12 protein-coding genes and 1 tRNA gene are annotated in these 13483 nt (G+C 38.4%); 4 read left to right on the top strand and 9 right to left on the bottom strand.

The features are described 5' to 3' along the window. Positions 1 to 422 precede the first annotated feature (422 nt). From pth to LLF28_07125, 6 genes are all read right to left on the bottom strand, one after another. Complete coding sequence (gene pth / locus LLF28_07150; protein ID MCE5195208.1) at positions 423 to 980, bottom strand: aminoacyl-tRNA hydrolase; 558 nt, start codon at positions 978 to 980, stop codon at positions 423 to 425. After that, entirely contained in the window at positions 981 to 1676 is a 696-nt protein-coding gene (locus LLF28_07145; GenBank protein MCE5195207.1) for a 50S ribosomal protein L25/general stress protein Ctc, read from the bottom strand. Between the two features lie 30 nt (positions 1677 to 1706). Beyond that, positions 1707 to 2648 carry a ribose-phosphate pyrophosphokinase gene (locus tag LLF28_07140; protein ID MCE5195206.1) on the bottom strand — a complete coding sequence of 314 codons (942 nt, stop codon included), beginning with the start codon at positions 2646 to 2648 and terminating at the stop codon, positions 1707 to 1709. Between the two features lie 24 nt (positions 2649 to 2672). Continuing rightward, positions 2673 to 2747 (bottom strand) — tRNA-Gln (locus LLF28_07135). Positions 2748 to 2794: 47 nt separating this feature from the next. Continuing rightward, on the bottom strand, positions 2795 to 3673 hold the full coding sequence (ispE, locus tag LLF28_07130) for a 4-(cytidine 5'-diphospho)-2-C-methyl-D-erythritol kinase (protein MCE5195205.1): 879 nt from the start codon (positions 3671 to 3673) through the stop codon (positions 2795 to 2797). Positions 3674 to 3696: 23 nt separating this feature from the next. After that, entirely contained in the window at positions 3697 to 5406 is a 1710-nt protein-coding gene (locus LLF28_07125) for a tetratricopeptide repeat protein (protein MCE5195204.1), read from the bottom strand. Between the two features lie 109 nt (positions 5407 to 5515). On the opposite strand from LLF28_07125, the gene smc reads away from it, so the two are divergent. The 4 genes from smc to ychF are packed head-to-tail and all read left to right on the top strand — an operon-like array spanning position 5516 to position 11786. Continuing rightward, positions 5516 to 9019, top strand: coding sequence for a chromosome segregation protein SMC (gene smc, locus LLF28_07120; GenBank protein MCE5195203.1), 3504 nt, complete (start codon positions 5516 to 5518; stop codon positions 9017 to 9019). Positions 9020 to 9078: 59 nt separating this feature from the next. Then, positions 9079 to 9657, top strand: coding sequence for a Holliday junction branch migration protein RuvA (gene ruvA / locus LLF28_07115; protein ID MCE5195202.1), 579 nt, complete (start codon positions 9079 to 9081; stop codon positions 9655 to 9657). An 8-nt stretch (positions 9658 to 9665) separates the two neighbouring features. Continuing rightward, a complete protein-coding gene (gene ruvB / locus LLF28_07110; protein ID MCE5195201.1) occupies positions 9666 to 10691 on the top strand; it encodes a Holliday junction branch migration DNA helicase RuvB in 1026 nt (341 codons plus the stop codon). Between the two features lie 9 nt (positions 10692 to 10700). Continuing rightward, complete coding sequence (gene ychF, locus LLF28_07105; protein ID MCE5195200.1) at positions 10701 to 11786, top strand: redox-regulated ATPase YchF; 1086 nt, start codon at positions 10701 to 10703, stop codon at positions 11784 to 11786. 498 nt (positions 11787 to 12284) lie between these two features. Here the strand turns inward: ychF and LLF28_07100 are convergent, their stop codons facing one another. From LLF28_07100 to LLF28_07090, 3 genes are all read right to left on the bottom strand, one after another. After that, entirely contained in the window at positions 12285 to 12794 is a 510-nt protein-coding gene (locus tag LLF28_07100; GenBank protein MCE5195199.1) for a hypothetical protein, read from the bottom strand. Between the two features lie 2 nt (positions 12795 to 12796). Beyond that, the gene (locus tag LLF28_07095; GenBank protein ID MCE5195198.1) at positions 12797 to 13120 is read right to left on the bottom strand and encodes a hypothetical protein; all 324 of its coding nucleotides are present in this window, start codon (positions 13118 to 13120) and stop codon (positions 12797 to 12799) included. After that, the coding region (locus LLF28_07090) for an RHS repeat-associated core domain-containing protein (protein ID MCE5195197.1) at positions 13120 to 13483 on the bottom strand (364 nt) is incomplete at its 5' end. The genes LLF28_07095 and LLF28_07090, both read right to left, overlap by 1 nt.

The following is a 13483-nucleotide window of genomic DNA, read 5'->3' as shown; positions in this document are numbered from 1 at the left end:
CGAATCAAAAAAAACATGGGCTATCTTGCTGGTAAAGCTGTTTAACCTTGTTCCTCTATTTAATTTATTCGTTCCAATATTCATCGCTCACTTCTTCAATATTCAAATTTTATTATAAATTAATAAGAAACACAAACATTAGCACTAAAAACTCGCGAACTGTAAAACATATTAGCAATCCCTGGTCATTGACCTATCATTTCCGAGAATATATTTTTAAAATATTCTGAAAATTAAATTTTTTATTTTTTTAAAAAAAGAAGGATAATTTTCGAATAGAAATGCATCAATCTTTTCCAAAAACTGAGGGTCCTGAATTTTTTCAAAATATAGTCTAAGTTCATCATCACTCTGCCCCAAGCACCGCACCCTATTAATCCAATTGTTTTCATTTTTTGAATTTAAGCTTCCAAATCACAAAACTAAGATTGGTTAAACCTGTTCATTGCCTTTTCTAAACCATCAGAAATAATTGTTGAGACTGCTTCAGATGCTTTTTGAATTGTCTCTTTAATTAATGGGATTTCTTCTTTGCGAAATTTTTTGAGGACATAGTCTTCAGCCAGCATTCCAATCTCTCTGCCTATCCCTATTTTTACTCTTGTAAATTCTTTTGTCCCAATCTGCTGGATTATTGAATCGATTCCTCTGTGGCCTCCTGATGAACCGCCTTTCCTAATCTTGAGCTTTGCAATTTCCATATCAAGGTCATCATGAATAACTATCAGATTTTCTAGGGGGATATTAAATCTTTTAAGCACGTCTCTTACAGCCCTGCCGCTGTTGTTCATAAATGTTAAAGGCTCTATTAAAAGGACATCCTGTCCTCTTATAAAGCCTTTTGCAATAAGATATTCTTTTTTTTCTTCGAATTCTATATCAAGAAACTCGGCGATCCTCCCGGCAACCATAAAGCCGAGATTATGCCTTGTCTTTGAATATTTACTGCCATAGTTGCCGAGTCCAACAACAGCCCACAACTATTTTCCCTCTTCTTTTTGTTTCTTCTCGTCTTTAACTTCTGTCTCTTCTTCTTTCTTGCCTTTCTTGATTACTTCAGGCTCTGTTACTTCAGGCGCAGCTACAACTCCTTCAGCAGCTGGAGCAACTTCTTTCTCAACCGCAGGCGCATTAACAGTAACAATAACTTCACCCGGATCAGTCATAACTTTTACATCTTTCCCGATATTGAGATCTCGCACATGCACGGCATGATGTATCTCGAGATTAGATATGTCTATCTCTACGTGTCCTGGGATGTTGTCTGGAAGACATTCAACCTCTATCTCCCTCATAACATGTTGGAGTATTCCGCCGTCCCTCTTGACTCCAAGAGGCTCGCCTGTTGTTACAACACGAACTTTGACAATAATCTTTTCTTTAAGAGATACTTCAAAAAAATCAGAGTGAAGAATGTCGCCGTTAATAGGGTCACGCTGATATTCCTTTAGAAGTGCAAGCTTGTTTCCTCCATCAGAAAATTTAAGATCAACAAGAGTATTCTCTCCAGCTGTTGCCTTAATAAATTCTGCTATTGCTTTTTTTGACAATGTTATTGGAATAGAATCTCCTGCCCTGTATATCACGGCTGGGATCATTCCCTCTCTTCTAAGGGATCGTGCAACCCCTTTGCCCGCCTTAGTTCTTTTTTCAACATTTAGTGTAGCCCTTTCCATCTATTCCTCCTTACAGGTCGTCGACCTTCTTTATACAAAAAGTGAACTTATTGAAGATTCTTCATGAATCCTTTTTATAGCCTCGGCAAGAAGAGGAGCAATGCTTATAACCGTCAATTTTTTGCATTTTTCTTTCTTGCCGTCAAACGGTATTGTATTAGTTACTATCAATTCTTCTATTGCCGAATTGTTTATTCTATCTATTGCAGGTCCTGAAAGCACTGCATGTGTGCATGCTGCAAGCACCTTTTTTGCACCTTTCTCTGCCAGCGCAGAAGCTGCCTGAGCTATTGTTCCTGCCGTGTCTATCATGTCATCTAGTAATATTGCATTTTTCCCTTTTACATCTCCGATAACATTCATTACCTGAGATATATTTGCGGCTTCGCGTCTTTTGTCTATTATTGCAAGCGACGCGCTGAGCCTTTTTGCAAATGCTCTTGCCCTTTCAACACCTCCTGCATCAGGAGAGACTATGACAACATCTTTTAAATCGCATTTCTTTATATAGTCAAGAATAACAGGCGCAGCATAAAGGTGGTCAACAGGAATATTAAAGAATCCCTGAATTTGTCCTGCATGCAGATCAACTGTAAGAACCCTGTTTGTGCCTGCAACAGTTATAAGGTCTGCGATAAGCTTTGATGATATAGGAACTCTCGGCTGTACCTTTCTATCCTGTCTTGCATAACCATAATATGGTATTACTGCGGTTATCCTTCCTGCAGAAGATCTTTTCAAAGCATCAATCAAAAGAAGAAGTTCAATAATATTACTGTTTACCGGTGTGCATGTTGACTGGAGAACAAATATATCAGAGCCTCTTACATTTTCATTTATCTGAACCTGTATCTCTCCGTCGCTGAATGTGGTTATAGTTGCATCGCAAAGTGATATGCCGAGATTACTGGCTACCTCTTTAGCAAGTTCTTTGTTTGAATTTCCTGTTAAAAGTCTTATGCCTTCTGGCATTCTGCCTCCTTATACTTCGCTCTATGGCTGGGGCGGGAGGATTCGAACCTCCAAATGGGAGATCCAAAATCTCCTGACTTGCCATTTGTCGACGCCCCATCTTCCAGTGAAAAGTTAACAGGATTAATTAAAAATATACCCATTTGTCAACTATCCACTTCGGTCAATGTATCAACAATTTTGCACCAGTTCGGCCTCATCATCTCAGAAGCCTTATCTGCTGTTTCTCTGTCTTTGAACAAGCCAAAAACAGTAGGCCCGCTTCCGCTCATTAGTGAAGCAACTGCCCCTGCTTCAAGAAGTTTATCTTTTATTTCAGCAACAGCATGAAACTCTCCAACTACAGGAATCTCAAGGTCATTAGTAAGCATATCGGCTATCGCATTAAAATCCTGTTTCTCGAGGGTTTGACAGAAGAGTTTAATATTATTGCTTTTCTTTGTCAACTCTGGTTTTTGCTTCCTGCTCGGTTTCGAGTCGAAGCGACTGAATTCTGTATATGCCCATTTTGCTGAAACTCTTAGATCCGGCTTTACGAGAAGAAGCACATTCTTAGTGCATGGATCGAGTTTTGTTACGATCTCTCCTCTTCCTTCAATAAGGGCAAAAGGTCCTCTGAAAAAAAACGGGATGTCTGATCCAAGCATTGCGCCGATCTTTTCGAGATCTTCTGTCGGAGCATCAATTCGGTAAAGCCTATTAAGTCCAATCAGAGTACAGGCAGCATCACTGCTTCCTCCGCCAAGGCCCGCTGCTATTGGTATTTCTTTTTCTAGTTTTATTGATGCACCCTGTTTAATAGAAAACATCTGTCTGAAGAGCGCCGCCGCCTTAAAAACAAGATTTTCCTCAATGTTTATATCAGCGTTTGTCTCTACCTGCAGCGTATCATCAAAATCAAATGCAAGCCTGTCATAAAGACTCACGCTCTGCATTAGGCTCTGGATATTGTGATAGCCGTCATCTCTTTTGTTCAGAACTGAGAGAACCCAATTTATCTTGGCAGGTGCTTTAAGTGTAAACATTTTAGATTAGTTATTTGAATCGGTTATTGGTTATCTAGATTATACTTTTCTTTAAGCTTTCTTATCTTTTCTTCGACTCTTGCCTTGAGCCCTTCTTCTTTTTCATGAAGCTCTACTGCCCTCTGCCATGCCTTGAGCGCATCTTTCGGAAGTTCTTTTGCAAGATATATATCTCCAAGATGCTCGTATATGGCAGGATCATTATTGACAGCAGCGACCGCTTTCTTCTGTGTTTCCAATGCCTCGTCATACTTTCCCATTTTATAATGTACCCATGCAAGGCTGTCGATTATAAAACCATTATCGGGTTTTAATTCCAGCGCCTTTTTTATAAGAGACAGAGATTCTTCAAGATTTATTCCCTTGTCAGCAAAGCTGTAGCCTAGATAATTAAGAGCATCTGCATGATCAGGTTTTATTTCAATAGTGCGCCTCAGGTATTTGACCATGTCTTCGAATCTATTTGCCTTCTCATATATAACTGCCGCATTGAAATTGATTTCAGCATCATTTGGGAACAGCTTCATCGCATTCATCAGCACTGTCTCTGCATTTTTGTAATCTTTCATCTGAAGATATGTCGTAGCATAGTAAATGTATATTTCAGAGTTATTTTTCTCAAAACTCAAAATCTCTTCATAAATCTTTAAAGCATCATCATATTTTTTTTCTTTTGAATATATCAATCCAAGATGGACAAATGCATTTATATTTTTTGGATCAATTGAAATAATCTGCTTAAGCTCTTCTACTGCTTCATTGTATTTATTAAGCTCCTCCAGTACAACAGCCAGATAATATCTGGTCATAACATCAGCAGGTTTTGCCTCTAAAACAATCCTGAATTCCTCAACTGCCCTGTCATACTGTTTATCTTCTATGTAAAGGAATCCAAGCCTTCTATGTATGTCTTCATTTGCAGGTTCCTGTCCGCTCAGTCCCTTCAAATGCTCTATTGCCTTATCAATAGATTTTCCTTTTATATAAAGCTGTGTAAGCCTCTCCTTGGCAATATAGTTATGAGGATTGATTTCTATCCCCTTTTTGTAGAATTCCTCTGCCCTCTTTGTGTCGCCCTTGATCTCGCTTATAACTCCCATCTCTATGTATGCCGCGTCAAAACTGGGTCTTATATCGACTACTTTATTGAGATATTCTTCCGCCTTTTCATAGTTCTTAATATCCATCTGCAAAAGGCCCATATAATATAAACCCATTATATTATCAGGCTCTTTGTCCAGTAAAGATTGTAGAACTTTAGAAGATTCATCGTATCTATTTACAGATGCATAGAGCAGCCCGAGAAAAAGCTTTGCCTCTTTATTGTCTGGTTCAACCTTTAAAATCTGTTCGAAAATCCTTATTGCATCATAAGTTTTTTTCTGGCTGTTATAAAGCTCTCCCAGAACTACAAGCCCCGGCACATATTCGGGATTCATCTTCACAGTCTCTTCTGCCAGCCATATAGCTCTTTTAACATCACCGGTCCTGAGAAGCAGATAACTGATATGTGTTCTTATATAAGGCGACTGAGGGTCAAGCTTAAAGACATTGGAATAATGCGCCAGAGCCTCATCCCATTTTCCGGAAAGCTCAGCCTCATATCCAAGGATATAGTAATAATATGCATCCTTATTAACATAGAGCCTTGAACCTGTTTGTTCTTTTGTGCCTTTAAATGAACACGAGAAAACAAAAAGCAGCAGCATTAATGTTATTATTTTTGCGAACATGTTTGTATTATGCCATACAAGATTCACAGGGTCAAACAAATAGACTTGTCATGTGTATTTTCTTAGGTTATACTATCTGGAATAAAATTCAGTCTTGCTTTGTTTTCTTATGCGAATAGAACGAATTGAACTCACAGGATTTAAGTCTTTCTACGAAAGAACTGTCTTCAATCTTCACCCTGGCATAACATGCATAGTGGGCCCGAACGGTTGCGGAAAGAGCAATATTGTTGACTCCTTCCGCTGGGTTCTAGGCGAACAGAGTGCAAAGAGCCTCAGAGGCGAAAAGATGGAAGAGGTTATCTTTAACGGCTCTGCCATGAAAAAACCAAAAGGCATGTCAGATGTAACGCTTGTTGTTTCAGGGCTTGGAGATCCGACCAATAAAGACAATGGGAATATATCTGATAATCTCACACAAGTAACAAGAAGACTTTACAGAACAGGAGAAAGCGAATATCAGATAAATAAATCAGGCTGCAGACTCAAAGATGTCAAGGATCTGTTCCTGGATACAGGGCTTGAGGTAAAAAGCTATTCGATCCTTGAGCAGGACAGAATTTCTGCAATACTGAATTCAAGGCCTGAAGACAGAAGATTTATTATTGAAGAAGTCGCAGGAGTAATGAAATACAAAGCAAGAAGAAATGAGGCACAAAGTAAACTGGAGTCGTCCAGACTGAATCTGCAGAGAATAAACGATATTGTCACAGAGGTAAAAAGACAGATAAATTCACTGGACCGACAGGCAAAAAAAGCTGAAAGATATAAAAAACTTGCATCTGAGATGCATGCAATAGAGCTTAAGATCGCAAAAAGGGATTATGAACACTTAAAGGAATCCCTCGAAAAAATACTTGCAGAATACACCAGCCTTAAAGATAATGAGACAACTAAGAGAGCAGAGCTGTCTAAAATAGAAACAACTGCGGAAAAAAACCGCCTCGAACTGCTCGAAAAAGAGAAAGAGCTCGAACTGGTACAGCAGGAATTCAGGGACTTGGAAAGGTCGATCGCAGACAATGAAAGACTGATCGCAGTATCAAAGACTGAAAAAGAAAATCTTAAAGAACATCTCATAAGACTTCATACACAGAAAGAAGAGCTTGCTTCAAAAAATATCGACCTCTCGCAGAAGAACCAAGAGCTAGACAGCGCTGAATCCAAATTCAATGTTGACATCCAGGGATTAACAGAAGAACTAAGAGTAAAAAACGAGTTCATAAACAGCCTTGAAAATGAACTCAGAGAAAAAGAAAATGCCCTCGAGACAAAAAGAAAAGAAATATTCAGGGCCACGGAGGAACTCAGCAATCTCAGAAATGATATAGGCAGACTTCAGGCCTCCCTGGAAGCGCTCGAAAGAAAAGAAACAGCTCTCATAAAAGACACTGAAGATTCAAAAAAAGCATTAGATAATATTGATTTCTCAATAAAAGGCGTGGCTGATTCTCTTAGCAGCAAAAATAGCGAGTTGATCAAGCTTAATGATGAAAAGGGAAAATTCGAATCAGATATTTCATCAATAAAAAACCAGATCGAAAATTTGAGGAATAACCTCTCGGAAGCAAAAGAAGAACTTGCCTCAGGCATCTCAAGGATTGAATCACTTAAAGAACTTGTGCTTGATGCTCCTGCGCGCGAAATACTTTCTGAGGGCTCAAGCCTTCATATAGTATCATCGCTCTCAGACATTCTGAGAGTGGATCCTGAGTACGAAAAGGCTGTTGAAAATGCTTTGTCAGAAAAGGTAAATGCCTTCATTGTTAAATCCCTTGAGGATATTGAATTTGCAATAGCCAAGATCAAGGAAAAAAATCTCGGCAGAATTGCATTCATGCATGTGGATGAAAAAAACATATCTGATGCCGATGAAAAACCTGATGATGTAATAGGCAGGGCAATAGATTTTGTAAAAGTAGAATCAAAATACAATGATATTGCAAAAAATCTGCTCAGAAATATATTTATTGTTAAAGATATTAAAACAGCTTTTAAAATCAGGCGTAAAAACAGCAAGGCATTATTCGTAACGCTCGAAGGCGAGATAGTCGAACCTTCAGGCGCAGTAATCGGAGGCGAAGGCAAAGGACTCCTAAAAAGAAAAAGAGATATCAGAGAGATCGAAGATGCGGTTCAGAAAAAAAAGGACTTAATTGAGCAAAACCAGAAGGAACTTAACACTCTTCAGGAAAGACTCATTGAAAAAGAATCCCAGATAAAAGAATTGGAAGCCGCCAGAGTGGGTGTTGAGAAAGAGCTCTCGCTTTTCAAGCTCACATCAGACAATTATCTTGATGAAAAAGACAGGACAGACAGGAAGCTTTCATACCTGTCAACAGAGTTGGACAATATAAAGAACGAAAAAGAATCAATAAAAAAACAAATAACAGAAAAAGAAACATTAACAGGAGCCGGTGAGACTGATAAAAATCTCCATGAGACACAAATGACCGTTCTTATAGAAGAAATAAGCCGAAAAAAAACTGATTATGAGAAACAGCGCACAAATGCAACAGACCTGAAACTCTCATTAACATCGCAGAAGGAAAAAATTGAGGCTTTGCAAAACGAAAAAATGTCTGTGAAAAATGCGCTCGAAGAAATATCTCAGAAAGAAATATCTATCGGGCAGGAGATTAAATCAGTAGAAGAACGCATATTGCAGAAAGAAACAGAAATACTCCAGAACGACGAGTCAATAAAAGGAATGGTGGTTAATGCAGATACCCTGAGTGCAGATATATCCGGAAGAAAAGATGCAATAGCTCAGGAGAATCAGGAACTCCTTGTGCATGAACAGAGCATAAAATCCTTAAGACACGAAATAGACGGACTTTCATCAAGGGTTTCAGAGCTTGATGTTGAAAAAACAGAACATCGAATGAAGATTGAGAATCTCACAGAAAACATCAGACAGAACTATGGGATGGAGATCAATACCATAACAACAGAACCGCTGCTTCCGGAAGACGAAGAAAGACTTGCGGAATTAAAGACAAAGATACAGGAGCTAGGCCCTGTGAATCTCGGTACTCTGGAAGAGTACGAAGAACTTACAAAAAGATACGAGTTTCTTACAAAACAACAGGAAGATTTGAATAAATCAATTGCAGAACTGGAAGAAGCCATAACAAAAATAAACAGCACAACAAGAAAAAAACTAAGAGATGCATTCGATGAGTTGAAGGTAAAGTTCTCAGAGGTCTTTGTTTCATTGTTCGGGGGCGGGAAAGCAGAGCTTGTCCTGACAGATGAAAACAACATATTAGAGACAGGAATAGACATTATAGCGCAGCCTCCTGGAAAAAAATTCCAAAATATAACTTTGCTCTCAGGCGGTGAAAAGGCTTTGACAGCTTTGTCTCTTCTCTTTGCAAGTTTTCTTTTAAAGCCTACTCCTCTTTGCATTCTTGACGAGGCGGATGCGCCTCTTGATGAATCAAACACAGTCAGATTTGGGAAGATGATAAAGGAACTCTCAAAAGACATCCAGTTTATCGTAATAACCCATAACAGAGTAACAATGGAAGCCGCCGACTATATATACGGAATTACAATGGAAGAACCTGGATCGTCAAAGGTCATATCAATGCAGCTTATCGAGGCATAATATAGAAGCAGTATGAAACTGTCGTAGATAATCCAGTCTTATATGCTAAAATGTAAAACATGATCGGCTCATTAAAAGGCAGACTCATTTCGCGAAAACCTGACAATGTCATTGTTGAAGTTCAGGGCGTAGGTTATCATATTAATGTTCCGCTGACAATTCTATCCTCACTGCCTGCAGAAGGCAGCGAAGTCTTCCTATATATATATACTCATGTGCGTGAAGATGCGATTCAACTGTATGGTTTTTCATCAGAAGAAGGAAAAAAAATATTCACAACGCTCCTGAGCATAACAGGCATTGGCCCTAAAATGGCTCTTAATATACTCTCAGGCATATCTCATAATGATTTTCTTGGCGCAATAGAAACAGAAGACGTCGCGCTTTTATGCAGAATCCCAGGCCTCGGCAAAAAAACAGCGCAAAGACTGATACTTGAGCTTAGAGAAAAACTTCCTTCAAGAGAAAAAACAAAAGACGGTTTGTTTGAAGACACTCTTTCTGCATTGGTTAATCTTGGTTATAAAAAATCAGTTGCACAAGAATCACTTGAAATGGCTTACAAGAAAGGCTATAAAGACATAGAACGTCTGCTTAAGGAAACATTAAAATATCTTAACAGCAATGCCTGTGAGTAAAACAGAAGATGATTAAAAAAGATAATGAACCGGAAAGACCATTAACACCTCTTAAAAAAGAGGATGATCTTCCATATGAGATAAATCTCCGGCCAAAATCATTCAATGACTTTGTTGGACAGCACAAGATAAAAGAAAACCTAAAGGTATTCATAACAGCAGCAACTCAGAGAAAAGAACCTCTAGACCATGTGTTGTTCTGCGGTCCTCCCGGGCTCGGAAAAACAACACTTGCAACAATAATTGCAAATGAACTCAAGGTAAATATACGCTCAACATCAGGACCTGTACTTGAACGGCCTGGAGATCTTGCTGCAATACTTACAAACCTCTCTGACTTCGACATATTGTTCATAGATGAGATACATCGTCTTCCAAGAATAGTAGAAGAAGTTCTTTATCCTGCAATGGAAGATTTTCAGCTGGATATAATCATCGGTCAGGGACCGAATGCAAAAACACTCAAACTGGGGCTTCCTCGCTTCACTCTCGTGGGTGCAACAACAAGGACAGGACTCCTTACATCTCCGTTAAGAGACAGGTTCGGGGTCATAAACAGGCTTGAATTTTACGAGCCTGATCAATTAAAAGAAATCGTACTTCGTTCTGCAAAAATTTTAGAGATAGTTATCCGGGATAATGCGGCAGTCGAAATCGCTAAGCGTTCAAGGGGAACCCCCAGAATAGCGAACAGGCTGCTAAGAAGGATAAGAGATTTTGCACAGGTTATAGGCAATGGAGAAATCGACATAAAAATAACACAGCAGTCTCTTGAATCACTCGATGTTGACGAAAGAGGCCTTGATGACACAGACAGGAAACTGCTCTCAACAATAATCGATAAATTCAGCGGAGGGCCTGTTGGTGTTGATACCCTCTCAGCAGTTTTAAGGGAAGATAAAGAAACAATCGAGGATGTATATGAGCCGTATCTTCTTCAGGAAGGTTTTATCGAAAGAACTCCGAGAGGAAGATTTGCAACCAAGCATGCGTATAAACACCTTGGAAAAGCTATTCCACAGGGATTGTTTTAAGAGGATTATTTGAAAACAGCAATTATCGGACTCGCGAATTCAGGCAAAACAGCAATTTTCAACGCCCTGACAGGCCTTAGCCTTGAAACAACTATCTATCCAACCCAGACAGGAGAGCCGCATATCGGCGTTGTCAAAGTCCCTGATAAAAGGCTGGATAAACTCGCAGAAATATACAATCCGAAAAAGATAACTCATGCAACTGTAGAATATATTGATTATCTCGGCCTTACAAAGGGTGATGCAGCACAAAACAAGAAGGTCTTCGACCTTATTAAAGACGCTGACGCTCTTGTGCATGTAGTAAGAGGCTTTAATGACGAGTCTGTAATGCATCCCATGGAACGTATCGATCCAAAAAGAGATTTTGATACTATAGAGATGGAGATGATATTCGGAGACCTTGAGCTTGTTGACAAAAGACTCGAGAAGATTGAAGACAATCTCAAGAGAGGGAAAAAACCTGACGAGACAGAAAAAAAACTTCTCCTGAAATGCAAGGATGCTCTTGAAAAAGAGATGCCGCTGAGAACATTGGAATTTTCTGATGAGGAACAGAAGATAATGAAAAATCTACAATTCATGTCAATAAAGCCTGAGGTAATTGTTCTGAATATCGGAGAACAGGATCTGAACTCAGAAAAAACATCTTTAATAATCTCAGAGATAGAAAAATCATTAAAAGAGCCTCAGGTAAAAGTCCTGAGCCTATGCGGTAAATTCGAAATGGAAGTTGCACAGATGGCAAAGGAAGACGCAAAGGCATTTCTGGATGACATGGGAATTGCAGAACCTGCTTTAAATAAGCTGATCACGATTTCATATGACCTGCTGGGATTAATATCATTTCTTACTGCAGGGGAACCTGAGGTGAGGGCATGGACAATAAGAAAAGGCATGACTGCATCTGAGGCAGCAGGAAAGATCCATTCTGACATCGAAAGAGGCTTTATAAGAGCAGAGACCGTTTCATATGATGATCTTATCTCGAACGGAAGCATATCTGTAGTGCGCGAGAAAGGATTGTTAAGACTTGAAGGAAAAACTTACGAAGTAAAAGACGGAGACATAATAAATTTCAGATTTAATGTGTAAGTTCTTACTACTTTTTGATTTTATTTTTTATTGGGGATGTGTCCCTGATTATCCTGAAGTAGCATTGTGTGCTTTTTGAAGCTCCTTTATAAAAAAGGAATGATTCTTAATTTCCGCTGGTGAATCCAAGCTCGCAAACATTACAGTTATTCTCTTGCGTTGTTCATTTATTAAAAACCGGTACTCATCAAAAACCTCATGTGATTGGATTGGGGCATACCGCCTCAATACTAATTCATCTTTAGATTCAGAGACTGAATTATAACCTTTAAGCTGCTCTCGTAGAGAAGAAAAAATTTTCTTAGATGATAACTTAGAAGGAAATTGGTAGCTAAAAATATAAACGGACACATCTGTATCGACAAAGTATCCTTTAAAGTTGGTATAACCATAAATCAGTGCCTAGCGAAAGGATTGCTGCCATTTCTGTTCGAGTTCCTTACTAGGTTTTGAATTACATGCCAATAATATAAGGCTAATTAATAAAACTATCTCTTTTTACTTTTCTGCTTGCTTCTTGTTGAAATAAAGATTTATTACTTTTTTATATTTTTTGTTCATTCTATATTTTTCAAAAGTCTTTCTTATTTTTTTATCATTATCAGTAATAGGAGATTGCAATTTATAAATAAGGTTTTTTAAACTTGCTCCATCTACAATAAGAGCAGAATCAAAAAAACATTTTGGATTATTTATTAGTAATTCTTCAATAACTTCACCAAAATACTCTGCAAATTCTGCATTTGTTAACCCATACTTAGCTAGCTCCAAAAAATTAGCAGTATATATATATGACTTACAAGAGGTTGCTTTTATTTTAGCTTTTTCCAAAATTTCAAAAAAAAGATTGTAATCGGTCATGTATAATTCATCAAAATTATTTTTTAAGCAATCAAGTGTAGCATTTTTCTCAGTGCATAAAGAGCCTCCATAACAGGATTCTGAATAACAAAAACCAAACAAAAATAAAATAATAATAACTAAACACCTTTGAAAACAGTCTGTCATATTTATCTCCTTAGTATTACCGTTCCTTTTTCTCCTTCTTGCAAAATATCCCATACTTGTTGACACTTGTCGGGTTCTATAGTAATACACCCTGCAGAACCGCGCCATGTATTGCTTTTCCCACAATGAATATTAATGCCTATTGCATATTTTTTATTATTTTGTGCAGGATTTGCATCAAGAGTTGGAATTTGGCCACCATTTTTTAATCTAACTCCGGGCTTTTTCCTCCTATGTCCTTTTAGGCCATATACTGCATTGTAAGTTCCCTCAGCAATGCCTGGGGATAAACTTGTAGGATTGGGCCAGCTACTACCCAATACCATTACCAGGCTCCACTTTCAGCTGTTACTATAATAAGAGCGCCGTATGCATCTCCTTTTTTAGTACCTCTTTCATAAATATCTATGACAAATAACCCCATCGGATCCACCCAATTCACCACATTATTCCCTACATACCTATACAAATTCACATCCCCACCTTTAAACCCAATCGGATCATTTGATATAAATCTCCCGCTATTCGGATCATAATATCTGTTCAAATTATAATGCTTTCCTGTTTCTTCGTCAAAGTATTGTCCGGGGAATCTCAGGTTATTAACGATGGTTGATGTTGAGTCAACTATTGCTTCGCCAAATGATGTGTATTTAGCGCTCCAGACTGTGTTTCCACTGATGTCTGTC

It is taken from the genome of Nitrospiraceae bacterium (assembly GCA_021373015.1).
Classification (GTDB): Bacteria; Nitrospirota; Thermodesulfovibrionia; order Thermodesulfovibrionales; family UBA1546; genus JAJFTJ01.
The sequence above is the reverse complement of the archived record's forward strand: the minus strand, read 5'-3'. Positions and strand labels throughout refer to the sequence as shown.